At 69.6% G+C, this 23,775-nt stretch carries 26 protein-coding genes and 1 pseudogene; 10 read left to right on the forward strand and 17 right to left on the reverse strand.

Annotated features, from left to right (window positions below):
- Positions 1 to 84 precede the first annotated feature (84 nt).
- The 3 genes from ABZ470_RS14885 to ABZ470_RS14895 all read left to right on the forward strand — a co-directional run bounded on the left by ABZ470_RS14885 (position 85) and on the right by ABZ470_RS14895 (position 1,953).
- On the forward strand, positions 85 to 1,155 hold the full coding sequence (locus tag ABZ470_RS14885) for a hypothetical protein (RefSeq protein ID WP_362911677.1): 1,071 nt from the start codon (positions 85 to 87) through the stop codon (positions 1,153 to 1,155).
- 73 nt (positions 1,156 to 1,228) lie between these two features.
- Positions 1,229 to 1,627, forward strand: coding sequence for a YbaB/EbfC family nucleoid-associated protein (locus ABZ470_RS14890; RefSeq protein WP_362911678.1), 399 nt, complete (start codon positions 1,229 to 1,231; stop codon positions 1,625 to 1,627).
- Complete coding sequence (locus ABZ470_RS14895; protein ID WP_352016450.1) at positions 1,624 to 1,953, forward strand: hypothetical protein; 330 nt, start codon at positions 1,624 to 1,626, stop codon at positions 1,951 to 1,953. Before ABZ470_RS14890 ends, ABZ470_RS14895 begins: the two co-directional genes overlap by 4 nt.
- Positions 1,954 to 1,991: 38 nt before the next feature.
- On the opposite strand, the gene ABZ470_RS14900 is transcribed toward ABZ470_RS14895, so the two are convergent.
- From ABZ470_RS14900 to ABZ470_RS14910, 3 genes are all read right to left on the reverse strand, one after another.
- Positions 1,992 to 2,552 carry a type VII secretion system-associated protein gene (locus ABZ470_RS14900; protein ID WP_362911679.1) on the reverse strand — a complete coding sequence of 187 codons (561 nt, stop codon included), beginning with the start codon at positions 2,550 to 2,552 and terminating at the stop codon, positions 1,992 to 1,994.
- Between the two features lie 14 nt (positions 2,553 to 2,566).
- Complete coding sequence (locus tag ABZ470_RS14905) at positions 2,567 to 3,634, reverse strand: hypothetical protein (protein WP_352016452.1); 1,068 nt, start codon at positions 3,632 to 3,634, stop codon at positions 2,567 to 2,569.
- 168 nt (positions 3,635 to 3,802) lie between these two features.
- Entirely contained in the window at positions 3,803 to 4,219 is a 417-nt protein-coding gene (locus ABZ470_RS14910; protein WP_352016453.1) for a MarR family transcriptional regulator, read from the reverse strand.
- Between the two features lie 122 nt (positions 4,220 to 4,341).
- Here ABZ470_RS14910 and ABZ470_RS14915 point away from each other — a divergent pair, with 122 nt between their 5' ends.
- Both ABZ470_RS14915 and ABZ470_RS14920 read left to right on the forward strand, forming a co-directional pair.
- Positions 4,342 to 6,096, forward strand: coding sequence for an ABC transporter ATP-binding protein (locus ABZ470_RS14915; RefSeq protein ID WP_362911680.1), 1,755 nt, complete (start codon positions 4,342 to 4,344; stop codon positions 6,094 to 6,096).
- An 89-nt stretch (positions 6,097 to 6,185) separates the two neighbouring features.
- Entirely contained in the window at positions 6,186 to 6,539 is a 354-nt protein-coding gene (locus ABZ470_RS14920; RefSeq protein WP_362911681.1) for a PRC-barrel domain containing protein, read from the forward strand.
- Between the two features lie 60 nt (positions 6,540 to 6,599).
- Here ABZ470_RS14920 and ABZ470_RS14925 read toward each other — a convergent pair whose 3' ends face one another.
- A complete protein-coding gene (locus tag ABZ470_RS14925) occupies positions 6,600 to 6,824 on the reverse strand; it encodes a DUF397 domain-containing protein (protein ID WP_352016458.1) in 225 nt (74 codons plus the stop codon).
- An 18-nt stretch (positions 6,825 to 6,842) separates the two neighbouring features.
- Positions 6,843 to 7,700 carry a helix-turn-helix transcriptional regulator gene (locus ABZ470_RS14930; RefSeq protein WP_362911682.1) on the reverse strand — a complete coding sequence of 286 codons (858 nt, stop codon included), beginning with the start codon at positions 7,698 to 7,700 and terminating at the stop codon, positions 6,843 to 6,845.
- Between the two features lie 253 nt (positions 7,701 to 7,953).
- Between ABZ470_RS14930 and ABZ470_RS14935 the strand changes: the two genes are divergently transcribed.
- Complete coding sequence (locus ABZ470_RS14935; RefSeq protein ID WP_362911683.1) at positions 7,954 to 8,202, forward strand: hypothetical protein; 249 nt, start codon at positions 7,954 to 7,956, stop codon at positions 8,200 to 8,202.
- Positions 8,203 to 8,206: 4 nt separating this feature from the next.
- Here ABZ470_RS14935 and ABZ470_RS14940 read toward each other — a convergent pair whose 3' ends face one another.
- The 5 genes from ABZ470_RS14940 to ABZ470_RS14960 form a co-directional block, all read right to left on the reverse strand.
- Positions 8,207 to 8,935 (reverse strand): PIG-L family deacetylase, encoded by a 729-nt coding sequence (locus ABZ470_RS14940; protein ID WP_352016461.1) that lies wholly within the window; start codon positions 8,933 to 8,935, stop codon positions 8,207 to 8,209.
- Between the two features lie 101 nt (positions 8,936 to 9,036).
- Entirely contained in the window at positions 9,037 to 9,669 is a 633-nt protein-coding gene (locus ABZ470_RS14945) for an SRPBCC family protein (protein ID WP_352016462.1), read from the reverse strand.
- Entirely contained in the window at positions 9,666 to 10,064 is a 399-nt protein-coding gene (locus ABZ470_RS14950) for a metalloregulator ArsR/SmtB family transcription factor (RefSeq protein ID WP_352016463.1), read from the reverse strand. Before ABZ470_RS14950 ends, ABZ470_RS14945 begins: the two co-directional genes overlap by 4 nt.
- 32 nt (positions 10,065 to 10,096) lie before the next feature.
- Entirely contained in the window at positions 10,097 to 10,492 is a 396-nt protein-coding gene (locus tag ABZ470_RS14955) for a DUF5360 family protein (RefSeq protein ID WP_362911684.1), read from the reverse strand.
- Positions 10,493 to 10,502: 10 nt separating this feature from the next.
- Positions 10,503 to 11,063, reverse strand: a complete 561-nt coding sequence (locus tag ABZ470_RS14960) for a TetR/AcrR family transcriptional regulator (RefSeq protein WP_362784833.1) — start codon at positions 11,061 to 11,063, stop codon at positions 10,503 to 10,505.
- Positions 11,064 to 11,156: 93 nt separating this feature from the next.
- Here ABZ470_RS14960 and ABZ470_RS14965 point away from each other — a divergent pair, with 93 nt between their 5' ends.
- A complete protein-coding gene (locus tag ABZ470_RS14965; RefSeq protein WP_362911685.1) occupies positions 11,157 to 11,459 on the forward strand; it encodes a DUF5709 domain-containing protein in 303 nt (100 codons plus the stop codon).
- 32 nt (positions 11,460 to 11,491) lie between these two features.
- On the opposite strand, the gene ABZ470_RS14970 is transcribed toward ABZ470_RS14965, so the two are convergent.
- From ABZ470_RS14970 to ppgK, 5 genes are all read right to left on the reverse strand, one after another.
- A complete protein-coding gene (locus ABZ470_RS14970) occupies positions 11,492 to 12,136 on the reverse strand; it encodes an HAD family hydrolase (RefSeq protein WP_362911686.1) in 645 nt (214 codons plus the stop codon).
- Between the two features lie 100 nt (positions 12,137 to 12,236).
- Positions 12,237 to 13,403 (reverse strand): RICIN domain-containing protein, encoded by a 1,167-nt coding sequence (locus tag ABZ470_RS14975; protein ID WP_362911687.1) that lies wholly within the window; start codon positions 13,401 to 13,403, stop codon positions 12,237 to 12,239.
- 157 nt (positions 13,404 to 13,560) lie between these two features.
- On the reverse strand, positions 13,561 to 17,433 hold the full coding sequence (hrpA, locus tag ABZ470_RS14980; protein WP_362911688.1) for an ATP-dependent RNA helicase HrpA: 3,873 nt from the start codon (positions 17,431 to 17,433) through the stop codon (positions 13,561 to 13,563).
- 111 nt (positions 17,434 to 17,544) lie between these two features.
- The gene (locus ABZ470_RS14985; protein ID WP_352016470.1) at positions 17,545 to 18,099 is read right to left on the reverse strand and encodes a hypothetical protein; all 555 of its coding nucleotides are present in this window, start codon (positions 18,097 to 18,099) and stop codon (positions 17,545 to 17,547) included.
- A 116-nt stretch (positions 18,100 to 18,215) separates the two neighbouring features.
- Positions 18,216 to 18,950, reverse strand: coding sequence for a polyphosphate--glucose phosphotransferase (gene ppgK, locus ABZ470_RS14990; RefSeq protein WP_362911690.1), 735 nt, complete (start codon positions 18,948 to 18,950; stop codon positions 18,216 to 18,218).
- 129 nt (positions 18,951 to 19,079) lie between these two features.
- Between ppgK and ABZ470_RS14995 the strand changes: the two genes are divergently transcribed.
- Positions 19,080 to 19,559 carry a hypothetical protein gene (locus tag ABZ470_RS14995; RefSeq protein ID WP_352016472.1) on the forward strand — a complete coding sequence of 160 codons (480 nt, stop codon included), beginning with the start codon at positions 19,080 to 19,082 and terminating at the stop codon, positions 19,557 to 19,559.
- A gap of 7 nt (positions 19,560 to 19,566) precedes the next feature.
- Here ABZ470_RS14995 and ABZ470_RS15000 read toward each other — a convergent pair whose 3' ends face one another.
- The gene (locus ABZ470_RS15000) at positions 19,567 to 21,204 is read right to left on the reverse strand and encodes an ABC-F family ATP-binding cassette domain-containing protein (RefSeq protein WP_362911691.1); all 1,638 of its coding nucleotides are present in this window, start codon (positions 21,202 to 21,204) and stop codon (positions 19,567 to 19,569) included.
- Between the two features lie 291 nt (positions 21,205 to 21,495).
- Here ABZ470_RS15000 and ABZ470_RS15005 point away from each other — a divergent pair, with 291 nt between their 5' ends.
- A complete protein-coding gene (locus tag ABZ470_RS15005; RefSeq protein ID WP_352016474.1) occupies positions 21,496 to 22,239 on the forward strand; it encodes a hypothetical protein in 744 nt (247 codons plus the stop codon).
- A gap of 402 nt (positions 22,240 to 22,641) precedes the next feature.
- Positions 22,642 to 23,448 (forward strand): SAM-dependent methyltransferase, encoded by an 807-nt coding sequence (locus ABZ470_RS15010; RefSeq protein ID WP_362911692.1) that lies wholly within the window; start codon positions 22,642 to 22,644, stop codon positions 23,446 to 23,448.
- A 15-nt stretch (positions 23,449 to 23,463) separates the two neighbouring features.
- Here the strand turns inward: ABZ470_RS15010 and ABZ470_RS15015 are convergent.
- Positions 23,464 to 23,775, reverse strand: a pseudogene (locus tag ABZ470_RS15015) (ATP-binding protein); the annotation flags it as partial.

A 23,775-nucleotide genomic window follows, 5' to 3' on the forward strand; every position in this document is an offset into this window, starting at 1 on the left:
CCACACTTCGTCGGCGCGGCCGTTTGAGATCATCAGGTCGCTAGACTTAATCTCTCTTAAAGGGACAAACACCCAGGAGTGCCTATGCCCACGCCCGCCGGCCACGTCGCCGGTGCGCGTGCGCTTCCGGCGGTCGCCATCCACACCGCGCCACTCGTCCTGCCGCTCTGCCGGCCTCCCGTGGAGGACGGCGCCGTCGTGGTCAGGGGAAACCGTGTGCTGCGAGCCGGACCGCGCGGAGAGATCGAGAGCGCCTTCCCCGGCGTCGCCCCCACCCGCTGGCCGGGCATGATCGTCCCCGGTCTGGTCGACGCCCATCTCAGACTCGACCGCGCCTACGGCCCCGCCTTCGCCCACGGCGTCACCGCGGTCGCCGGTGTCGCGAACGACCTGGACTCCGCCTCCGCCTTCGGCGCGACCGGCATGGGCGGCATCACCTACCTGGAGACACACTGCCCGGACGAGGGCACCTGGGAGCGTGAGGGACGCGACCGGCTGATCACCGCCATCCGCGAGGTCGACCACCCGGGGACCGTCGGCATCGCCGCCCACTCCCCCGACCCGGTCGTCATGGAGGACCTGGCCATCCTGTCGCGGACGTTCGGCCTGCGCCTGCACATCGAGCTCGGCCGCCATCCGCTGATCTTCCTCGACGAGGTCGGGGCGCTGGGACCCGGCTGCCATGTCGCGATCTCCATGCCGCTCGACGAGGCCGACCGCAAACTCCTGCGGGTCAGGGGTACGGCGGTGGCCATCTCCTCCCCCTTCGCCGCCGAAGGGCTGCTCGGCGGCGACGAGGCGATCGCCTTCGGCACCAGGACCGGCGGCGACCCGCTGACCCTGGCCAGGGCGCTGCTGCGCGAGGCCCCCATGGCACGCCGGGAGGAGCTGGCCCGGATCCTCGTCGAGGCGGCGACCACGGGCGGGGCCAGGGCGCTCGGCATGGCCAACGGCCCGCACCGCATCGGCTGCCTCGACCAGGGGAGCCGCGCCGACTTCTCCGTCTTCGCGGTCGAGGCGAGCGCCCGCACGGCCTACACCGCCCTGCTCGGTCAGGGGGCGGGCCGCTGCGTGGCCACCTTCGTCGGCGGCCGTCCCCGCTGGCGTCTCACCGAGGGGACGGAAGGCGCGGAGGGCACGAGACGTCTGGCCTGATCCCGGGTCCGGGGCGTGCGCCCGCGTAGGCTTCCCGGTGTCAGGCTTCTCCTCCCTACCGAGAGCGATCAACGTGCACCAGAACGGGAAGCGCTTCGACGACATGCTTGCGGAGAGCATCCGGTCCCTCTCCTCGCCGGAGAACCAGGGAGACCCGCTTCAGGGCAGTGGCCGGGCGGCGGACGGCCAGGTGAGCGTCCTGGTCGGCCCCGACGGGCGGCTGGCCGCGCTGAACCTCAATCCGCGGGTCATGCGGATGGCCTCCGAGGACCTCGCGCGGGAGATCCTCACCGCGGTGAACGCGGCCCTCGACGACCTCCGCGCGAACATTCCCGGCCTGGACCCCGCGGCGATCCCGGACCCCGGAAGGCTCGCCGAGAGCCTTGAGGGCGTTCACGCCGATGTGACGCGCCGCCTGGACGAGTTCGCCTCGGGGATCGAGTCCACCGTACGGCGCCTGGAGGAGCGATGACCGCGGACCACGGGGTGGACGTCTCGCACGCGGACCTCCGGAGCACGGGCACGGGGCTCTCCGGCACCGGCACGAGCCAGTTGGAGGAGGTCCGGGCCCTGCGCGCCTACCTTGAGGGAGAGGGCGACCCCTGGGGGGAGGACATGATGGGCAGCATGGTCGGCGCGGCCTATCACGCGGTGACCCGGCACGCGCTGGAGGTCTACGAGTCGCTGGCGGAGCGTCACGTGACGACGGGCGACGGCGCCGAGTTCATGGCCGTGAGCTACCGCTCGGCGGAGCAGCGGAGCGAGGAGGAGGTCGACCGGATCACGCGGGCCGTCTGAACGCCTCCTGAACGCCGCGGCCGCCAGCCCGGGAGGCGTCAGCGACGCAGGTCGGCGGGGGGCAGTATCACGCCGGCCGGCCCCGAGGGATTGATCGCGACACCGACGTCCACCGGCAGCAACGCGACCAGGTCCCCGCCGCGGATCGGCTGCCAGCCCGTCGCGCCCTCCGGGAACTCGCCGGGCAGGTGGGTGTGGGCCGTGTAGGCGAACACCGCCCGGCCCTCACCCGTGTCGAACACCGGAACGCCTCCGTCGCGACCGGCGGCCACGATCACCTCGGCCTCCCTGAGCAGGGGGACGATCCTCTCCCCCGTTTCGTAGCCGGTCGCGCTGAGCTGGACGGCCGCGTCCAGGGGGTCGGACGGCTCGGGATAGCCGAGCGCCACCGGAGAGGGCCGGTAGTTCGGATTGTGGCGGAACTCCCCGGTGATCTCACCCCGCTCGTCGGCCCGCCACGCGCCGACGACACCGTACGGCGGCACCTCGCCGCCGGGATCGAAGAAGGGGTCGATCGCGTACAGCCACGTCCCGGGACTGCGCCGCGCCTGGGCCCTCAGCTCGTCGGTGAGCGGCGGGGGCGGCGGGACATCGTTCACTCAAATCCTCCTGATCATGCCTGAGAGTAGCCGGGATAGGGATCGAAGTGGGGATTGGGGATGAAGTTCTCCGGCGTCTTCGGCACCCCTTCCGGCCAGGCACCGGAGACGTAGCGCCGGTGCACGCCGCCGGGAAAGGCGATCTCCTGCTCGTGGTGCAGGCGGGCGCTGCCCGTGGAGAAGGTGCGGTTGGCGTCGATCCCGCCGGGGGCGTCCACCTCGTAGGTGTAACGGCGGGGCAGGACGTTGTCGATGTCCCGGCGCGTGCTGGTCCCCACGAAGGCGGAGTCGGCCCCTCTGTGCACGTAGTCGTCCAGGTCGGTCATGGACGGGTCCCGGGGGTGGAATCCCTGCTCGAACACCTCCTCCGGTGACCTGTTGTCGGCCCGGTAGAGCGGCTCGCGATCCCTGCGCCATATCGGATAGGGGGTGATCTTCTTGACGTCGACGCTCTTGTCGGCCGCGGCCTCCAGGTAGTTGTCCGGGCCGCGCGGAGGCGTGGGCGGACGCTGCGGGCGCTTCGGCGGCAGGGGCGGCACGGCCCCTGCCCGCTCGGCCGGCTTCCGCAGGAGCGTGGAGGCCCGTTTGAAGAGGCGGAGCGCGCTCCGTTCAAGCAGCTCGACCACTTTACGGATGATCTGCCGTACGGCCAGGCGGGCGCCGCCCACGAGGGCGGGCACGGCCGTCAGGGAGACCCCGGCCGTGGGCCCCGAGGCCGCGGCGAGCCGGTACAGGTTCTGCGCGAGCCGTACGGCGACGGCGATCAGCGACACCTTCGTGGCGAGCACGGCCATGGCAGAGATCTGCTGTGCGGAGCCGATGAGCATGGCGGCGGCGATCGCGTCGCCGGACCGGTCCGAGGTGTCCCGCCAGTCCTGGTCGAACGCCTCGATGTCGTCGCCGTCGTTGCGGAACGTGGTCCTGGCGACGTACGCGTCGGCGGCCGAGGAGTTACGGCTCGTCGTCGTCGCGAACGCGATCCACCGCTGTCCGGACGCGTAGAGCCTGTCCTCGTCGGCCACCGGCCAGGACCCGACAAGGTTGAGGACGGCGGCGAGTTCGGGCGGCGGTTGCAGTGCCACGGTGATCTACGAACCCGGCGACCGGCACACGTCGCTGACATGCCGCATGGGACCGGCCTCCTCGCCGAACGCCTTTTCTTGACTCCCACCGATCCGGCGACGGCGGTTCCTGGCCGCGGGACGGACGACTTCCTTGATCCTATCCGGTGACGACACCGGACCACGGCCTCAGGCCGGACGGCTCTCCACCAGGCTCAGCAGCTCCCTGAGCTGCTCCTGCTGCTCAGGGGTGAGGACCGAGAACAACTCCTCCGCCGCCTGCCTGCGCGCCTCGCGGACCTGCTCGTGACGGACCCTGCCCTCCGGTGTGAGCGTCAGGAGGGTCGATCTGCGGTTGGCCGGATCGACCTCGCGCCGCACCAGGCCCATCTCCTCAAGCGCGTCCACGACCGGGGTCACCGAGCGCGGCACGATCTTGAGTGTGTCGGCGAGCTGCACCATCCTGAGCGGCGGCTCGGCCTCGGCGATCACCCACAGCGCCCGCACCTGTCCCGGTGTCAGGCCCAGCGGGCCGAACCGCGCGCCGTACCCCCGGCGCAGCCGACGGCCGACTCCTCGCAGCAGTTCGGCCAGTTCCGTCTCCACCCCATGAACTTATCTCATTGTCCCCGATGGTGAATATGAGCTAACCTCTGTTTGAGCTAACATCAGAAAGAGGTTGCATGCCCGAACGAACCAAAGACCCCCTTTCCACCGAAGAACCCGACATGGCCGACGAACCCCGCGCGCCGCTGCGGCGCATCGTCACCCTGTTCCGCCCCTACCGGGGCCGCCTGGCCGTGGTCGGCGCCCTCATCGCCCTGTCCTCGGTCGTCTCGCTCGCCTCGCCGTTCATGCTGCGCGAGGTGCTCGACGACGCCATCCCCAACCACAGGACCGGTCTGCTGGTGCTGCTGGTGCTCGGCATGATCACGGTCGCCGTCGCCACCAGCGTCCTCGACGTCGTACAGACCCTGATGTCGAACACCGTCGGCCAGCGCGTCATGCACGACCTGCGCACCGGCGTCTACGCGCACCTGCAGCGCATGTCCCTGGCCTTCTTCACCAGGACCCGCACCGGCGAGGTGCAGTCACGCATCGCCAACGACATCGGCGGCATGCAGTCGGTGGTCACCTCGACCACCGCCTCGATCGTCTCCAACCTGACCACCGTGATCGCGACGATCATCGCCATGGTCGCGCTCGACTGGCGGCTGACCCTCGTCTCACTCCTGCTGATGCCGGTCTTCGTGTGGATCAGCCGCAAGGTCGGCCGGGAGCGCAGGAAGATCTCCTCGGAGCGGCAGCGCAAACTGGCCGCCCTCTCCTCGATGGTCCAGGAGTCACTGTCGGTCAGCGGCATCCTGCTCGGCCGCACGATGGGCCAGTCTCCCGAGCTGACCGGCCGGTTCACCACCGCCTCCGACGAACTGGCCACCCTGGGGGTCCGCTCCAGCATGGCCGGGCGCTGGCGGCAGTCGACCATCCAGATCGTCCTGTCGGCGATGCCCGCGGTGATCTACCTGGCCGCCGGGCTGGCCTCGACGGTCTCCATCGGCACGGTCGTCGCCTTCACCACCCTGCAGATGAGCCTGTTCCGGCCCGCCGTTTCACTGCTGCGGCTCGGCGTGGACGTGCAGAGCTCCCTGGCGCTGTTCGGCCGTGTCTTCGAGTATCTCGACCTGCCCGTGGACATCACCCCCGGGACCGGGACGCTGAAGGACGTGCGCGGCGAGGTGCGCTTCGAGCGCGTGGACTTCTCCTACGCCGCCCCCGGCTCCGGCGCCGAGGTCACCCCGACGTTGTCGGACGTGGACATCACCGTGCCCGCGGGCACGACCCTGGCCGTGGTCGGCGAGACCGGCTCGGGCAAGACGACGCTGAGCTACCTGCCGCCCCGGCTGTACGACGTGACCGGCGGCAGGGTGACCGTGGACGGCGTGGACGTGCGGGAACTGAGCTTCGAGACGCTGGCCGAGGTCGTCGGCGTGGTCTCCCAGGAGACCTACCTCTTCCACTCCTCGATCGCCGACAACCTCCGCTTCGCCAAGCCGTCGGCGACCGACGAGGAACTGGCCGAGGCGGCGCGCGCCGCCCGCATCCACGACCACATCATGTCGCTGCCCGACGGCTACGAGACGGTCGTCGGCGAGCGCGGCCACCGCTTCTCCGGGGGCGAGAAGCAGCGCCTGGCCATCGCCCGCACGCTGCTGCGCGACCCGCCCGTACTGATCCTCGACGAGGCGACCAGCGCCCTGGACACCCGCACCGAGCGCGCCGTCCAGGAGGCCCTGGACGCCCTGTCGCGGGGCCGTACGACGATCACCATCGCCCACCGCCTTTCGACCGTCCGCGACGCGGACCAGATCGTGGTCCTCGACCACGGACGCGTCGCCGAGCGGGGCACCCACGAGGAACTGCTGGCCGCCGGCGGCCACTACGCCGCCCTCGTACGGCGTGACGCCGCCCTGACGCCCGCCTGATCGGAAAACGCTCTCCGAGCCCGTTTATCCCGGTCATCGCGGGTAGCCCTGTCTCCTGCGCAACCCATGATCGGTGAGGAGGGGCGGACATGACCGTCGAGAGCCTGTGGACCTACCGTGCCGGTGTCTTCGAGGACGAGAGCCTGAGTGTGATCGGCTTCGACGTCGAGGCCGTCGACGGGGTGATCGGCACCGTCGACGAGGAGAGCAACGTGGCCGGGGACAGCTTCGTGGTCGTGGACGTCGGCTTCTGGAGCTTCGGCAGGAGGGTCCTGCTGCCCGCCGCCGCCGTCACCCGGATCGACCCGCACGCCCGCAGCGTCCACCTCGCCCTCACCAAGGAGGAGATCGAGGGGGCGCCGGAGTTCGACGAGAACACCTACCGGGCGCCCGCGTACCGCACCCGTCTCGACGACCACTACGGCCGCCTGCCCGTCGCCTGAACCGTCACGAGAGGGCCGTCCCAACCAGGACGGCCCGTCTTCGTTCCAGGCGGGAAAGTCCTAGGCGGGGAAGTCGAACTCGCCGTCCTTGACGCCGCCGATGAACGCCTCCCACTCACCCCGCGAGTAGACGATCACCTCACCGTCGGGCCGATGACTGTGCCGCACGGCCACCCGCCCGCTCCCATCCAGCAACGGCCCCGCCTCGACGCAGCTTCCGCCCATGTTGTCGCTCTTCGTGCTGATGTGCCAGGCCACCCGGGCCAGGTCCTCAGAGCTGGACATGCCCTACCTTCCACTCGCCTACCGCGACAAATCTTCCGCTGTCGCGATGATGAATTCAACTGACTCCTTGGGGCTGAGCGTGAGCTTCAGCGTCTCCTCGTACATCCGCACAAAGCTCTCACTATCCGGCGATTCTACGTAGATAGCTCCCTTCGGCGTTTCGGCATAGCCGACCCCAGGAAACCCCTCTCCCAGGGTGAAAATCCGGAACGCGCCCGTAGAGCAGGAATGCGCTCCCGCACTGAGCGGCAGGACGCGAATCTCCACATTCGGCCTGGCTGCCTGGTCGGCGAGATGGCAGAGCTGTTCCGCCTGGCATTCCCTGCCGCCGACTTCGCGGCGCAGCACCGACTCGTCGATGATCGACATGAAACGCGGCGGGTTGTCTCCGTCGAGAATCTTCTGACGCCCCATACGAAAATCGATCCAGCGGTCGATCTGCGTCTCGGCCGCGCCGCGCTCGACCGTCGAGATCACCACCCGTGCATACCGCGAAGTCTGGAACAGACCGGGCAGGATCATGCTGTCGAAGCCTCGGATCTCCAGTGACCGGGACTCCAGCCAGACGAAGTCTACGAACGCCCCAGTCACCTCTCCGGCGTAGCCGTCCCACCAGCCCTTCTTCCAGACCTCCTGGCTGAGCCTGATGAACTCCTCACGACGCCTGGGGTCGGCGACGCCGTACAGGTCGAGGAGGGCGAGCAGGTCGGGGCGGCGGATGGGGTAGCCGCCCGTCTCGAAACGACTGACGGTCGCGGGGTCGCGCTGCAGGTATTCGGCGGCGTCCTTGAGAATCAGGCCATTGGCCTCACGTAGCTCCCGCAGTTGCTGACCGAGCCATTGGGAACGCAACGTGACCCATTTCACGGCAGCCATAACCCACCTTTCCGGGCATATCCACGCAACACAAGGGGCTTTCCAAACAAAGATGCTGGACAACTTGTCGAGCGATCCCCGTGCGTGTAACTATACACACGGTAATGACAAGGTCACGCTGAATACATCACCGGGAAGCTCTCCGTCAGTCGAACGGACTCACGGCAGAGCGAAGAAAAGGGAAAGGCCGGGACGGGCTCTGCTTGAAGGGCAGCCCGTCCCGGCCTCCGACGTCGAAAGGAAGCACTCCGTGATGGAGCACTCCACTGGTTCCGACCCCTCGATTGTCCCCCACCCCCCCGCCGGGGACGTCGGTTTCGGGGTACGCGCGTTCGCACTGGTCCAGGAGATCGACGAAGGAGCGACCGAGGTGATCGCCTACGGTCTCCAACTGCCGTGCGGTACGGCGGCCACCGTCGGCGTCGTCCAGGGTTACGGCAGGTGGCGAAGCGCCGACAGCGCCGCCAGGCGCCTGGGCTCCGACCTCGTCTGGCTGACCTGAGCCGTCAGTCCGCCGACAGGGCGCTCTCCTGGGGGCCGTCGTAGGACAGGCGGCGGTACCACTCGTTGTTCAGGCCGAGCGCCAGCATGTCGTCGGGCAGGGACAGGAGCATGGTCAGCGACCCGCCCCGCTTGACCTCGGAGTCGTGCGCGCGCATGGCCGCCAGCTTGCGTTCGGCCCACGGCCCGACGTCGAGGCGGGTGGTGATCTCCTCGTCGGGAACGCCCGGCAACGTCTGGCCCGGTTCGGGGGGCGTGCCGAACACCGCCTGCCACTGCGCGATCACGACGGAGCGCGGGAGGGTCGCCAGGTAGAGGGCGCGGGGCCGCCACGGCGTACCCGCGTCCCGGTAGAGCTGGTCGTACCCCGCCGCCTCGACCGCGGCCACGGTCACCCGGTGCGCGTGGACGTGCTCGGGGTGACCGTAGGCGCCGTATCCGTCGTAGGTGATCACGATGTCGGGCCTGAACTCCCTGATGTGCTCGACGACCCGCCCCACGGCCTCGTCGAACGGCGCCTGACGGAAGCGCGGGGTGCCGTTCGCCAGGCCCGTGTAGCCCAGCAGCCTCGGCTTTCCCGCGCCGAGGATCTCCAGGGAGCGTTCGAGCTCCTCGACCCTCTGGGGCGCGTCCGCCCCGGTGCACGTGACGACGGCGGTCGTGGCGCCCTCGTCGGCGTATCTCGCCAGGGTCCCCCCGGTCCAGATCGCCTCGTCGTCCGGATGCGCGTGCACGCACAACAACCTGAGCCCCACCGTGTATCCCCCCACTGTGAACGATCAGTAGCCGCTCATCGTAACGGGAGCTTTCGGACCAGAGGGTTATAACGGATATTTCACTGCGGGGGCGCGTAGAAGGCGGTGGTACGGCTCTCGGCCGCTCGCGCCTCGGCCTCGTCGGTGCCCGCCGCGACGCTCGCCTCGCGCCACCCCTGGCTGCTGAGCTCGATGAACCGCCTGCCCTCCTCGGAGAGCGTCCACGCCACGCCCTCCCCCGGGTCGACGGCCTGCCCGGACGACAGGTGCAGGGCCAGGCCGACGAACGCCAGGTCCCAGCCGACACCGACCGCCCCGGGACCGAACTCGGCCCAGCGCTCGTCGTCGACGTGCGCGATGTGCTCCAGGGTGAAGCGCGTCCGGCCGTCGGACTCGGCGTCGAGACTGACCTCGATCCAGCTCATCCCCCCGCCGAACTCCCAGGTCGCGGTGAAGCCGTTGGGCGGGTCACACGTCTCGATCACGCCGCCCGCGTTGCCTTCGAGCTGGTAGCGGCCCTTCAGCCGCAGGTCGCCCGAGACGGGCATGAACCACCGGGGGATGCGCTCGGGGTTGGTGCAGGCGTCCCAGACATCCTCGACGGAGGCGTCGTAGGTCTGACTGATGACGGTGACCCGGGCCTCGCCCTCGTCGAGCACCCGGGTGCCGACGCGACGCCGTACGGCGTTGATCTGGTGGGTCGTCTCGATCATGAACTGCTCCTGTCGTCGGGAGCCGGGGACTCCGGCTCCGCCGGGTTCGCGGGAGGCTCCTGTCCGGCCAGGCGCCGCTCGCGCCTGCCCCGGGCCAGCTCGGTGGCCAGGGCGTCCAGGCGCGGAGCCCAGAAGGCGCGGAAACGGCCGAGCCAGGCGTCCAGGTCCCGCAGGGGTTCGTGCCGCACGGTGTAGAAGCGGCGGGTCCCCTCGGGACGCACGTCCGCGAAGCCGCTGTCCCGCAGCACCCTGAGGTGCTGGGAAACGGCGGGCTGTGAGATCTCGAATTCCCGCTGGATGACCGCGCACACCGCACCCGAGGTCATCTCGCCGTCGGCGAGCAGCTCCAGGATCCTGCGGCGCACCGGGTCACCCAGCACATCGAACGCGTGCACGAGAAAAAAGTATCGACAGTCGCTTATATAAGTCAACCTTGATACATATGGCCCGCCGGCCTGACGAGGCGGACGATCGCGGGCATCGGGAACAGCAGCAGATAGAGGTTGGGGATCCACCAGGCGAGGGAGAAGTCCCCGCGCAGCGTCCAGAAGGCGACGGCCATGAGCCCCGAGGCCGAGGTCAGGACCAGGGAGACGAGCATCAGCCGTTCCGCCTCGGGCGCCCCCCGGCGCAGCAGGTGGAGGCTGAGCAGGCCGGTCGCGCTCGCGAGCAGGTCGATCCAGAGGAACGACCAGTTCCAGGAGACCATCAGCGGCTCGGTGTAGTCGGCGAAGGCCCAGGCGGCCGGGATGAGCCCCAGGCCCGTGACCGAGAAGTAGACCAGGAAGCCCACGTCGGTGAGCAACATCAGCCTCTTGGTCACGGCGAAACCCTTACCGGCCACTGTCGACCACCCCGTCGATCATCTCCATGAGGTGTCCGCGGACCCGCTCGTGCAGCCCCGCCTCGGGTACGGCCAGGCCGAGCAGCCGGGCCGCCCACCAGCCGTCGACGGCCAGGCGCACGAGGGTGGCGACGGCGGGATCGACCCCGTCCTCGACGAGCCTGCGCTGCCAGGCCGCGTAGCGCTCGCGCAGCGGCGCCAGACCCGCCGGATCGACGAGCACCCCGGCGAGCAGGGCGGCGGTGACCCGGTCGGCGGGCAGGCCCCCGGCGGGCTCCGGAGCCTCGGGGATCGTCGCGGTGACGTAGGCGCGCAGGGCGTCGCCGGGGCGTTCTCCCGCGCCGGCCAGCGCCGCGTCGAAGGCGCCGACCAGGCGCTCGACCATCCCGGCGACCAGGGCCTGTTTGGTGGGGAAGTGGTAGAACAGCCCGCCCTTGGAGACCCCGGCGCGGCGCGCGACGGCCTCCAGGGTCAGCGACTCGGCCCCCTCGGTGAGCAACACCTCGGCTGCGGCGTCGAGCAGCCGTTCCTTCGAACTCGGTCGTGGCATGCCCGTAACCATACCGGCCGACCGGTACAGTTTCAGACATGCGACATTCGGGGTTTCACCTCCCAAAACGGGTAGGGCGGGAGTATGAGTGAGATGCCTCCGGACCGTGAAGGTCTGAGCGACGAGCAGGCCAACGAGGTCGAGGAGTGGACCGACGACCTCGGCTTCGAGCACGAGATCACCCCGGACGACCCCGAGCACCGCGACACCCTCGACGAGCGGCTCTGGCGTGAGGCGCCCGACCGTCAGCACGTCCCGCGCCCGGAGGACCGCCTCGTGGCGCCGGACGAGGGGATCGGTCCCGACGAGACCTCGGAGGAGTACGCGACCGACGTCGGCCCCGACAGCGGCGACCTGTCGGCCGAGGAACGCGCGATCCACATCGAGCCGGACTGACCCGGCCCAGACCCGGGGAAAGGAGCCCGGACTCAGGAGAGGGCTTCGACCAGCTCGGGGAAGCCGTCGACCACGTGGTCGGCCAGGGCCGCCTCGGGGCTCAGCGCGTGCAGGTGGCCCCACGGACCCCGGCGGATCAGCGCCGTGCGCATGCCCGCCGTACGGGCGGGCAGGACGTCGTTGTCGAGCCGGTCGCCCACGTAGAGGATCTCCTCCGGCTCACGGCCGCAGACCTCCCCCACTCTGGCGAAGAACGCCGGCTCCGGCTTGGCCACCCCCCAGCCGTCGGAGGTGTGGATGGAGTCGACCGGAAGGTCCATCGCGACCAGCGCGTCGTAGGCCTGCGGCGGCTGGTTGCCCGCGACGACCAGCTCGTAGCCGAGATCGCGCAGCGCGGCCAGGCCGGGCCGTACGTCCGGGTAGAGGTCGTCGGCGTCGAAGTTGACCCGCAGCCCGTCCGGGTCGTCCCGCCGCCAGGCCTCCTGCTCCTTCTCAAGGTCGAAGCCGGGCCTCAGGAGCTGGAAGGCGTCCTCGAAGGATCTGCCGAGCGCGGCCATCCCGCCCAGCACGCCGAGCATGGTGAAGCGGGTGACCCCCAGCCGGTCGGCCCAGCGCGACCAGATCCGCGTCTCGTCGATGAGGGTCTCCCCCACGTCGAACACCACCGCCTTGACCACGGCCCTCCCCCTTCGATCGGCCCCGATCCTACTTTCCGTCCCGGGAACGGGCCCCGGCGCCCCGCCCGCCGTACGCCCGCCCCGGATCAGGACTCGCCGGTCAGCGGTGGCAGGGGTACTGCATCAGCCGGCTGCCCTCGACCTCCAGGCCGTTGTAGAAGTCCAGGGACCCGCACTTGGCGGTCTTCTTGTTCCTGAGGAAGAAGGCGGGCTGGCCCTCGTAGAAGGGCGGCAGCCCGGCCGTGACGGACTCGGTCAGCCAGCTCTGCACCGGCGCCGTGGGCACACAGGTGTACAGCTCAAGGGGCAGCCCGTCCGCCTGCTCGTTCCCACTGACGTCGAGGCACTTCTTCGTCTTGGAGTTCTTGTACATGACGTAGGGGACCGGGCCGTCGGGGCGCTTCACGGTCTCCCAGAGCTGCTCCTTGGGCCGGTCGGGCTTGCAGTCGTTCTGCACGATCCTGGTCCCGTCGGCGGAGGCGCCGTTGTGCACGGTCATGCACTTGAAGCTGTAGGTGCTGAGCAGCCGGCCCTGGCTCTTGGTCCAGAAGCGGAAGTCGGGGCCGTAGGTGGCCGCCTGCGCCGAGACCTCGGCGGCGACCGGGGCCTCGGAGGTGGGAACGGAGGTGACCTTGAGCCCGGTGCCGGCGGCGAGGCCGTTGCCGCAACGGTTCTTGATCTCCCAGTCGGTCAGCGGCCTGCTGCGCAGCACCCAGAGGTTGTCCTTGTTCGGGTTCGGGGCGTAGATGACCTGGTCCTTGGCCTTCTCGGCGAAGCCACGGCCGTCGTCGTAGTCGGCCTTGATGTTCACGACCAGCTTGCGCACCGCGTCCCTGCTCTCGATCCAGCCGACGGACCAGCCGGGGATGCGCACGCTGACGGCCCAGCCCCGGCTCTGGGACCAGCTCCAGGTCCAGCCGAGCTTGGCGCCGACCTGCCCCTCAAGGTCACCGAACTTGCGCTTGCCGCCGATGTCGAGGCCGAAGGAGAAAGAGGTCGAGGTGGTGCTTGAGGCGTTGACGGTCGTACTTCCCCCGCTGGAGTTGCAGGCGAGAGCCACCTGGCCCACGACCTTGGGAGCGGCGTACGTCTCCGTGCCGGAGATCACATCGACCCGGCAGTCGGGGACCCAATACAGGTAGTCGCCCTGCATCGCGGGCCTCGCGTTGGCGCAGTCCTCGGCGATCCGCGCCGGCGGGCGGTCCGCCAGGGCGGGCGTGGCGGAGACCACGACGGCGGAGACCACGGCCGCCGACATGGCAAGCATGATCGCTAAGACCTTACGCACAATCGGTTTCACAATGCTCCTCAGGAAAAATAGCCAGACAATCCGGCCTTTCGGGGAGCAATGTAGAGCGCAAAGCGAGTACGACTCATGAAGCGATCATGAATGCACCACGAAACAAAGAAGATCAATCAGCTGCTCACAGCTTCTCCATCGCCTTGCGGATGCGCTTGTCGGAGATCGAGTACGGCGTGCCGAGGGTCTGGGCGAAGTAGCTGACCCTCAGCTCCTGGATCATCCACCGGATCTGCCGGACGTCGTCACCGGTACGGCGGGCGGGGGGAAGCTTCTCCACCAGCTCGTGGTACTCGTCCTCGATGTCGTGGACCCGGTGCATGCGCTCCTCGTCGCGGAAACGGTCGTCCGGCATCTTCTCCAGGCGGCGCTGTGCCCCCCTGAGATAACGCAGCAGGTCGGGCAGGCGCCGGTAGCCGGTCTCGGTGACGAACCCGTCGTGGACGAGGTCGTCCACCTGGTCGCGGATGTCCTCCACGGCCGGGGTCGAGGCGCCCTGGGGCAGCAGGGTGACGACCGTGTGCCAGACGGCCAGGATGTCCCTGACCCGGTCGACCACCTCGGCCGTGGTGTCGAACAGCTCGGCGCGGACCTTGTCGTGCAGGGCGGTGAAGGCGGGGCCGTCCCAGACGGGCCCGCCGGACCTCGTCATCAGCTCGTCGACGGCGCAGGCGACGCAGTCGTCGAACAGCGCGACGGCGCCCGCGTGCGGGCTGCGGCTGAGTGCGAGCTTCGCCTGGTTGTCCAGGCGGCCGAGCACCCATTTGACCGGGGACGGGGTGTTGAGCAGCAGCAGCCTGCGGGTGCCCTCCCACATGGCCCTGCGCTGCTCGACCTCGGTCTCGAACATCCGCACGGCCACGGTCGCGCCCTCGTCGGCCAGTGCGGGGTAGGCCTTCATCCTGCGCTGCTCGAACGTCTTGGGCAGCTCCCCCACACTCCAGGCGGTCAGGCCCGAACGTTCCAGGCCGTCGGCCGCCTTCGAGAGGGTCTGACGGAGCTTGGGGGCGAGCCGCCGTTTCAGCTCGGCCAGGTCCTTGCTCTCGGCCAGCTTGTGCTTGCGGCCGTCGATCACCCGGAAGGTGATCTTCAGGTGCTCCGGGACCAGGTCGGGCTGCCAGGCCTCCCTGGGCACCTGGATCCCGGTCAGGTTGAGCAGTTCCCGCTCCAGCACCGCCAGCAGCGGCTCCTGGGTCGGCCTGGCCCGCTGGAGCACCTGCTTGGCGTAGTTGGGGGCGGGCACGAAGTTGCGGCGGATGTGCTTCGGCAGGCTGCGGATCAGCGCGGTGAGCAGCTCCTCGCGCAGGCCGGGGATCTGCCAGTCGAAGCCCTCGACGTTGACCTGGTTGAGCAGCGAGAGCGGGATGTGCGCGGTGACGCCGTCGGCGTCGGTCCCGGGCTCGAACTGGTAGGTCAGCGGGAAGCGCAGGCCGCCCTGGCGCCACACGTCGGGGTAGTCGCGCTGACTGACCTCGCCCGCCGCCTCGCTGATCAGCATCGACTTCTCGAAGCTCAGCAGGTCGGGCTGGTCGCCCCTGGTCTTCTTCCACCAGACGTCGAAGTGGCGCCCGGAGACGACGTCGGCGGGGACGCGCTGGTCGTAGAAGTCGAACAGCGTCTCGTCGTCCACGAGGATGTCGCGGCGCCGGGCCCGCTCCTCAAGCTCCTCGACCTCCTCAAGGAGTTTGCGGTTCTCCTTGAAGAAGGCGTGGTGGGTCTCCCAGTCGCCTTCGACCAGGGCGTGCCTGATGAACAGCTCCCGGCTCAGCTCCGGGTCGATGCGGCCGTAGTTGACCTTGCGTTGCACCACGATCGGCACGCCGTACAGGGTGACCTTCTCGTAGGCCATCACCGCGCCCTGGTTCTTCTCCCAGTGCGGCTCGGAGTAGGTGCGCTTGATCAGGTGCGGGGCGAGCGGTTCGACCCACTCCGGCTCGATCTTGGCGTTGACCCTGGCCCAGAGTCTGGAGGTCTCGACCAGCTCGGCCGACATCACCCACAGCGGCTGCTTCTTGGCCAGCGCCGAGCCGGGGAAGATCGCGAAGCGGGCGTTGCGCGCGCCGACATACTCGGTGATGGGCCTGCGAGGACCGTCGTTGGTGGTCTTCCTGTCGATGTCCTTGACGCCGACGTGGGACAGCAGGCCGGACAGCAGCGAGATGTGGATCTTCTGCTCGTCGCCGGGGACCTCGTTCTGCGTGACGCCGAGCGACCTCGACATCTGGCGGAGCTGGCTGTAGACGTCCTGCCACTCGCGCACGCGCAGGTAGTTCAGGAAGTCGCTCTTGCACAACCGCCGGAAGGCGCTCGACGACAGCTCCCGCTGCTGTTCCTGCAGGTGGTTCCACAGGTTCAGGTAGGAGATGAAGTCCGACTCCTTGTCGGCGAAGCGGCGGTGCTTCTCGTCGGCCGCCTGCTGCTTGTCCGCGGGCCGTTCCCTGGGGTCCTGGATGGACAGCGCGGCGGCGATGACCATGACCTCGCGGACGCAGCCGTTGCGGTCGGCCTCGATCACCATGCGTGCCAGGCGGGGATCGACCGGCAGACCGGCGAGCTTGCGGCCCAGCGGGGTCATCTGCCTGGCCTGGTCGAAGGCGCCGAGTTCGAGCAGCAGGTCGTAGCCGTCCTTGACCTGGCGCTGGTCCGGCGGCTCGACGAACGGGAAGGCCGCGATGTCGCCCAGGCCGATGGAGGTCATCTGCAGGATGACGGAGGCGAGGTTGGTGCGCAGGATCTCCGGGTCGGTGAACTCCGGCCTGGTGAGGAAGTCGTCCTCCTCGTAGAGCCGGATGCACACGCCCTCCGAGACACGGCCGCAACGTCCCTTGCGCTGGTTGGCCGAGGCCTGGGAGATCGCCTCGATCGGCAGGCGCTGCACCTTGGTGCGGTGGCTGTAGCGGGAGATGCGGGCGAAGCCGGGGTCGACGACGTACTTGATGCCCGGCACGGTCAGCGAGGTCTCGGCCACGTTGGTCGCCAGCACGATCCGGCGCCCTGAGTGCCGCTGGAACACCCGGTGCTGCTCGGCCGCCGACAGTCTGGCGTACAGCGGCAGCACCTCGGCGTCCTTGCGTTTGGACAGCGCGTCGGCGGTGTCGCGGATCTCACGCTCTCCGCTCAGGAAGACCAGGATGTCGCCGGGGCCCTCGGCGCACAGCTCGTCCACCGCGTTGCCGATGGCCTGGATCTGGTCGTCGTCCTCGCCGAGAGGGCGGTAACGGACCTCGACGGGGTAGGTGCGTCCGGAGACCTCGATGATGGGCGCGCCGCCGAAGTGCCTGGAGAAGCGCTCGGGGTCGATGGTCGCGGAGGTGATGACGACCTTGAGGTCGGGGCGCCTGGGCAGCAGCTGCTTGAGGTAGCCCAGGATGAAGTCGATGTTGAGGCTGCGCTCGTGGGCCTCGTCGATGATCAGCGTGTCGTACTGGGCGAGGTCGCGGTCGGTCTGCAGCTCGGCCAGCAGGATGCCGTCGGTCATCACCTTGACGAGGGTGTCCTCGCCGACCTGGTCGGTGAAGCGCACCTTGTAGCCGACGGCCTCGCCGAGCTGCGTCTCCAGCTCCTCCGCGACGCGCTCGGCCACGGTCCTGGCGGCGATCCTGCGGGGCTGGGTGTGCCCGATGAGACCCCGGACGCCCCGGCCGAGCTCAAGGCAGATCTTCGGCAGCTGGGTCGTCTTGCCGGAACCCGTCTCACCGGCCACGATCACGACCTGGTTGTCGCGGATCGCCGCCAGGATGTCGTCCCTGCGCTGGCTGACCGGAAGCGCCTCGGGGTAGGTGACCACGGGCACCGCGGCGCGGCGGTCGGCGACCCGGCGTTCCGCCCGCTCGATGTCGGAGGTGATCTCCGCGGCGATCTTCTGCTGCGCCGCGCGGTTCCTGACCCGGCGCGCGCCGTCGAGCCTGCGCCGTAGCCGTCGCTGGTCACGCAGCGTGAGCTCGGGCAGACGTGCCTGGAGTTCGGCGAGTGGAGATGTCAACGGAGGCGTTCCCATACTGCGACCAGAATACGTTCGGCTCGTGGGTCACGGGCCAACGGCCCATCGTGCCCCAGGCCGCCTCCCGCCGCACTCCAATATCGCGCCCGCTCCCGCCGCGGTACGGCCTCAGCCCCGTCCGGCCGGGCCGCGCCGCCGCAGCAGCGCCAGCGCCCCCGCGCCCACGAGCACCGCGGCCACGCCCGTCTCCCAGCCCGGGGTGAACCCGGGCTCGCGGTGCCGGGGGACCGTCTGCCAGCCCTCGGCCGCCCGTGCCGCCCCCCTGGCCAGGGCCAGGCCGCCCACGGCGCGGTGGGCGTACCCGTCGACGACGTAGAACTCGCCGTAGAGGGTGCCGCCGTCGCCCCGGCAGTCCACCTCGACGGTGTGCGGGCCGCTCTGGGCGCCGTAGTCGACCTGCGCCCAGCCGACGGCGACGCCCGAGTCGTCCTCCTCCAGCTCGGGCTCGTTCTGGAAGGCGTCCGAGCGGGCGTAGGCGGGCCCTTGACAGTCGTACGCCGTGATCCTGAGGTCCGCCCCCGGTCCGGATCGGTAGGGCGACAGCCGTACCTCCTCGCCGCCCACCCCGTCCGCGACGGCCGTCCCCGCCGCTCCGGCGACAGCGAGGGCGGCCACCCCGGCGACCACCGCCCAGCGAGCCAGCACGCCAGTCGACTGCAACACGTCTCCCCCAGCAGGTGCGATCTTGCCAACTCTCGCTACCTACCCAGGTCAGAGGGCGTGTCCGTCAAAGGAAGATCCAAATCTTCGCGGCCTTTCCGGCATATGACACAAGGGCCTTACGGCAAAGCCGCGGCCATGGCGGCCCCCACGATGCCCGCCTCGTTCTGCAGGGTCGCGGGAACGACGCGGGTTTTCACCTTGACCAGCGGCAGGAACTTGTCGGCCTTCTTGCTGACCCCGCCTCCGATCACGATGAGCGAGGGCGAGAACAGCGCCTCGACGTGGCGCAGGTACTCCTCGACCCGTCCCGCCCACTTGCTCCAGCTCAGCTCGTCCTCCTCCCTGGCGTGGTCGGAGGCCCGCTTCTCCGCCTCCTTGCCCCTGATCTCCAGATGCCCGAGTTCGGTGTTCGGCACCAGGTGGCCGTCGACGAACAACGCGCTGCCGATTCCGGTGCCGAAGGTCAGCATCAGCACCACGCCGCCCTCTCCCCTGGCGGCGCCGACCGCCACCTCGGCCACGCCCGCCGCGTCGGCGTCGTTGAGCACCACCGTCGGCAGGCCCGTCATCCCGGCGAACAGCGCCCGCGCGTCCGTGCCGATCCACTCGTGGTCCACGTTCGCTGCGGTGCGCGCGACGCCGTCGATCACGACCCCGGGAAAGGTGACCCCCACCTGCCCGGTCCAGCCGAAGTGCGCGACGATCTCCGCGACCACCTCGGCGACCGCCTTCGGCTTGGACGGGATCGGGGTCGGTATCCGCAACCGCTCCTGGGTCAGCTCGCCCCTGGCGACGTCCACCGGGGCACCCTTGATGCCCGACCCGCCGATGTCGATTCCCAGCGTCTCCATGACGACCTCCTCCTGTCCCGGGCTCCTGCCCCCGGCATGTCCCTGATACTCGCTTGCAGCGGGCGGTCAACCCGTCTGAAAGCGACCCGGCGCAGACTACGGGCACCACCGCAGGAAAGGATCATCCCGATGACGATCGTCAGGACCGTCGCCGGTCTCGCCGCCGCCGCCCTCACCGCCACCGCTCTTCTCGCCGCTCCCGCCGCCGCGAGCGCCGCCTCCCAGAAGGCCTCCTCCCCGTGGGGCCCCTACGACTCCGCCGGGCACCGGGCGCGGGCCGCGGGCTCCCTGACGGTCTCCGGTGAGGACCACGCGGACATCCCGGCCGCGGCCACGGCCCGTGTCTCCGGCAAGGTCCACGACCTGACCAGGGGCTCCTCCTGCGGCTGGGTGATCTTCCGCGTCACCTACCGGACCTCGGGCGGGAACCTGCCCTTCAAGCAGCACGGTGTCCGCAACTGCTCCTACGGCACGCCCAAGTCCTTCACGTTCACCGGCAGGAACGTCTACGAGATCGAGGCCAAGGTCTGCTCCGAGGCCAAGGCCGCCAAGCCCTCGCTCAACTGCGTCAGCGGCGGCACCTGGAAGGTCGTCTACCTGTCGAAGTGAGCGGCTCTCAGCGCTCGGTCACCTGTCCCCCGGCGACGTGCAGATGCCGGGTGGTGTGCACGGCGCCGAGCATCCGGCGGTCGTGGGTGACCAGCAGGAGCGTGCCGGGGTAGGAGGCGAGCGCGGACTCAAGCTGTTCGATCGCCGCCAGGTCGAGGTGGTTGGTCGGCTCGTCGAGGACGAGCAGGTTCACCCCTCTGGCCTGCAGCAACGCGAGCGCGGCCCTGGTGCGCTCCCCCGGTGACAGGGTCGCGCCCGTGCGCAGCACGTGGGCCGCGCGCAGGCCGAACTTGGCCAGCAGCGTGCGCACGTCCGCCGGGGTCATCCCGTCTGCCGCGGCCGCGAAGGCCTCCGCCAGGGGCTCCTCCCCCAGGAACAGGCCACGCGCCTGGTCGATCTCGCCGACGACCACGCCGGGGCCGAGCGAGGCGTCGCCCTCCTCCAGCGGGATCCGCCCGAGGAGGGCGGCCAGCAGCGTGGACTTGCCCGAGCCGTTGGCCCCGGTGATCGCCACCCGCTCGGCCCAGCCGACCTGCAGGTCGACCGGCCCGAGGGTGAAGGAGCCGCGCCGGGCCACCGCGCCCCGCAGCGTCGCCACGACCGCTCCCGCGCGGGGCGCGACCGCGATCTGCATCCGCAGTTCCCACTCCTTGCGCGGCTCCTCGACCTCGTCGAGCCGCTCGATCATCCGCTCCGTCTGCCTGGCCTTGGCCGCCTGCTTCTCGGTCGCCTCGGTACGGAAGTTCCGGCCGACCTTGTCGTTGTCCTGGGCCTTGCGCCGCGCGTTCTTGACGCCCTTCTCCATCCAGGCGCGCTGCATCCCGGCCCGCTGCCTGAGTGCGGTGAGCGTGCTCGCGTACTCCTCGTACTCGTCACGGGCGTGCTGCCTGTCGAGTTCGCGTTCGGCGAGGTAGGCCTCGTAGCCGCCGCCATAGGAGCGGATCCGCCGCTGAGGCAGGTCGATCTCGACGACCCGGTTCACGGTCCTGGCCAGGAACTCGCGGTCGTGGCTGACCAGGACCGTGCCCGAGCGCAGCCCGGTCACGAAGCGTTCGAGCCGTTCGAGACCGTCCAGGTCGAGGTCGTTGGTCGGCTCGTCCAGCAGGAAGACGTCGTAGCGGCTGAGCAGCAGCGAGGCCATTCCCGCCCTGGCCGCCTGGCCGCCGGACAGCGCCGTCATCGGCCGGTCGAGCCCGGCTTCGAGACCGACCTCGGCGACGATCTCCTCCGCGCGCTCCTCCAGGTCGGCCCCGCCGAGGGTGAGCCACCGCTCCAGGCTCACGGCGTAGTCGTCGTCTGCTCCGGGGTGTCCTTCGACCAGTCCCTGGGTCGCCGCGTCCAGCGCGCGCTGCGCCTGGGCGACCCCGGTGCGTCTGGCCAGGAAGTCCGCGATCGTCTCGCCCTGTCTGCGCTCGCGCTCCTGCGGAAGGTAGCCGACCACGGCGGTGGGCGGGCTGAGCCGTACCGATCCGTGCTCGGGGGGCAGCGCCCCGGCCAGAATCCGCATCAACGTGGACTTGCCCGCGCCGTTCACCCCGACCAGACCGACCACGTCGCCGGGGGCGACGACCAGGTCGAGGCCGGAGAACAGCTCACGGTCGCCGTGCCCGGCGGCGAGTTCCTTGGCGACGATGGTGGCGCTCATGAGGGAAACGCTATCCGTGATCTCGCGTCGCTCCGCACTCCCTTACCGCCAAACCCCCCAAATAAGCATATTCCGGACAAAACGGACAAGATTTACTTCGAGGTCGAAGAAAGGAGAGACTTACCAATACCGCCCTGACCTGCGGGTTTACCGGCAAACGTTACTAGAAGGCAACTTTCTTCGGGCTTTTTTGAGATTTGTAGCAACTTTTGCACCCAGCTGCCTGTCTTATAGAGGTGGAAGCGATCGCCTCTGATCGTTTTCGGTAACGGGGAAAAGGAAAAAATCTTCATGAAACGAATCACCGTCGGTCTCCTGTCCGCGGCCCTGGGCGGCTCCCTCCTGCTGAGCGCGAGCCCGGCCTCCGCCCAGCGCGCGTCCCTCAGCGTGCACATCGACAGCGTGAACCCCAACCCCGTCGTGGTCACCGAGGACCGCGACACGAACGTCACGGTCGAGGTCCGCACGACGGAGGCGATCCGCGTCGAGCTCCGCCTCAGGCCGGCCGTCAACACCCTCGCCGCCCAGGAGGCGCCCGAGGCCAAGCTCTTCCACGACGGCGACCTGTGGCGCTTCAGCACGCGCTTCGACAGCGACGACTTCGAGGGCCGCTGGCTCGCCATCGCCGACGCCTACGACAGGGACGGCAAGAAGCTCACCGACCAGGTCAACTTCTCCGTCAAGCACGAGCAGGCCGCGAAGACCGAGACGCGCGTCGGCAGCTTCCGCGTCAGCCCCACCTCGGTCCGCAAGGGCCGCTCGGTCTACTTCACCGGCCGTCTTGAGGTTCGCAACCACCGCTACTGGGCGGGCGCGCGCGGCGAGGAGGTCGGCATCTACTTCCGTTCGCGCGGCTCCAGCGCCTGGAAGTGGGTCGCCTCGGCCGACACCGGCTGGCGTGGCCAGTTCCGCACCAAGGCCCGTGCCTCCCGTAGCGGCGAGTACCGCGCCGTCTTCGAGGGCACCGACAGGCTTGAGGACAGCTCCAGCCGTTCGGTCCGGGTCCGCGTCTGGGGCGGCGGCTGGCACCGCTGAGTCCCTGAGACGGCTCACCGAGCTCACTGAGGCCTTCGTGTAAAGCACGGCCTCTGGCAAGGAGCGCGACGCCCGCCCCCTCGGGCGGGCCCGCGTGGCGCGGAAGCCCGGGTTTCCCCGGGCTTCCGCCCCTTTTTCACGCGCCGGTACGGCCGGCCCCCTGACACCTCCGCGGCCCCGCCACGACGGCGCCGCCGTGACGGCACTGCGACAGCACTGCGGCGGCACTGCGGCGGCACTGCGGCGGCACTGCGGCGACATCGTGGTAGCGCTCCCACATCTCCCCAGGTACGGCGGACGCAAGTCCGGTAATGCTTGCTGCTGAAAATATTGCCTATGGCTACACATTGGGCATTACGCTCAGGCTAGAGATCTTCACGACTGTCCAGGCGGAGGGTGAACGTGGCCGACGAAGAGTGGACGCACCGCGGGATCGACGTCAACACTCCAAGCGTCGCCAGGCTGTACGACTACTACCTCGGCGGGAAGGACAACTTCCCCGCCGACCGCCTCGCCGCCGAGGAGATCCTCGCCTCCGTCCCCCAGGTCCGCACCGCCGCCAGGGAGAACCGCGCCTTCCTCGGCAGAGCCGTCAGGTTCCTCGCCCACGAGGGCGTCGAGCAGTTCCTCGACATCGGCACCGGGCTGCCGACGCAGGGCAACGTCCACGAGGTCGCACAGGAGATCATCCCGGAGGCCCGTGTCGCCTACGTCGACCACGACCCGATCGTCCTGGCACACGCCAGGGCCCTCCTACGAGGGGCGAAGGGGGAGGTCACGGTCGTCTCCGGCGACCTGCGGCGGCCCGAGGAGATCCTCGGCGCCTCCGAGATCCACGACCACCTCGACTTCTCCAAGCCCGTGGCCCTGCTCCTGGTGGCCATCATGCACTTCATCACCGAGGCCGACGACCCCCGGCGCATCATCGCCACGCTCAGGGACGCCCTGCCCTCGGGAAGCTACCTGGTCCTCTCCCACGGGACCCACGACCTTCGCCGGGAGGCCGCGAGGAAGGGCACGGAGGTCTACCGGCGGGCCAGCTCACCGCTCACCCTGCGGTCCAGGACGGACATCCGGCAACTGTTCGACGGGTTCGACCTGGTCAGGCCGGGACTCGTCTGGCTGCCGGAGTGGCGCCCCGACGACTTCCCGCTCTACGACGACCCGTCGGAGGCACTGATCGTGTGCGGCGTGGGCCGCAAGCCCTGACGCCGATCTCGCGTCTCAGACCGGGGAGCCCGCGGCCGTGACCTGGGGCCCGAAGACGAATTCGGGGTCGATCTGCGCCGCGAGATCCTCCCCCGTGGCCCGGTTCGCCCAGGCCCGCGCGTTGCGCAGATGGAACTCCACCGCCTGACGACCGAACAGCCCCCAGTCCTTCTCCCGGCCGTCCACCGCCGCCAAAAGCACCTCCAACCCCGAGGACACCTCCGGCTCCAGATCCTCAAGCCCGAACGGACGGCCCTGCTCCATCCCCCGCACCACCCCCGAATGCCCCAGGCACACCAGCAGATCCGACCCCACCTGCTCGCGCAG

The sequence above is a fragment of the Streptosporangium sp. NPDC020072 genome (genome assembly GCF_040631445.1).
Taxonomy (GTDB): Bacteria; Actinomycetota; Actinomycetes; order Streptosporangiales; family Streptosporangiaceae; genus Streptosporangium.

Coding starts and splice junctions, on each gene's coding strand:
- ABZ470_RS14885 (WP_362911677.1), top strand. CDS start 85: ATGCCCACGCCCGCCGGCCACGTCGCCGGTGCGCGTGCGCTTCCGGCG.
- ABZ470_RS14895 (WP_352016450.1), top strand. CDS start 1,624: ATGACCGCGGACCACGGGGTGGACGTCTCGCACGCGGACCTCCGGAGC.
- ABZ470_RS14915 (WP_362911680.1), top strand. CDS start 4,342: ATGGCCGACGAACCCCGCGCGCCGCTGCGGCGCATCGTCACCCTGTTC.
- ABZ470_RS14920 (WP_362911681.1), top strand. CDS start 6,186: ATGACCGTCGAGAGCCTGTGGACCTACCGTGCCGGTGTCTTCGAGGAC.
- ABZ470_RS14925 (WP_352016458.1), bottom strand. CDS start 6,824: ATGTCCAGCTCTGAGGACCTGGCCCGGGTGGCCTGGCACATCAGCACG.
- ABZ470_RS14930 (WP_362911682.1), bottom strand. CDS start 7,700: ATGGCTGCCGTGAAATGGGTCACGTTGCGTTCCCAATGGCTCGGTCAG.
- ABZ470_RS14935 (WP_362911683.1), top strand. CDS start 7,954: ATGGAGCACTCCACTGGTTCCGACCCCTCGATTGTCCCCCACCCCCCC.
- ABZ470_RS14945 (WP_352016462.1), bottom strand. CDS start 9,669: ATGATCGAGACGACCCACCAGATCAACGCCGTACGGCGTCGCGTCGGC.
- ABZ470_RS14960 (WP_362784833.1), bottom strand. CDS start 11,063: ATGCCACGACCGAGTTCGAAGGAACGGCTGCTCGACGCCGCAGCCGAG.
- ABZ470_RS14965 (WP_362911685.1), top strand. CDS start 11,157: ATGCCTCCGGACCGTGAAGGTCTGAGCGACGAGCAGGCCAACGAGGTC.
- ABZ470_RS14975 (WP_362911687.1), bottom strand. CDS start 13,403: ATGCTTGCCATGTCGGCGGCCGTGGTCTCCGCCGTCGTGGTCTCCGCC.
- hrpA (WP_362911688.1), bottom strand. CDS start 17,433: ATGGGAACGCCTCCGTTGACATCTCCACTCGCCGAACTCCAGGCACGT.
- ppgK (WP_362911690.1), bottom strand. CDS start 18,950: ATGGAGACGCTGGGAATCGACATCGGCGGGTCGGGCATCAAGGGTGCC.
- ABZ470_RS14995 (WP_352016472.1), top strand. CDS start 19,080: ATGACGATCGTCAGGACCGTCGCCGGTCTCGCCGCCGCCGCCCTCACC.
- ABZ470_RS15000 (WP_362911691.1), bottom strand. CDS start 21,204: ATGAGCGCCACCATCGTCGCCAAGGAACTCGCCGCCGGGCACGGCGAC.
- ABZ470_RS15005 (WP_352016474.1), top strand. CDS start 21,496: ATGAAACGAATCACCGTCGGTCTCCTGTCCGCGGCCCTGGGCGGCTCC.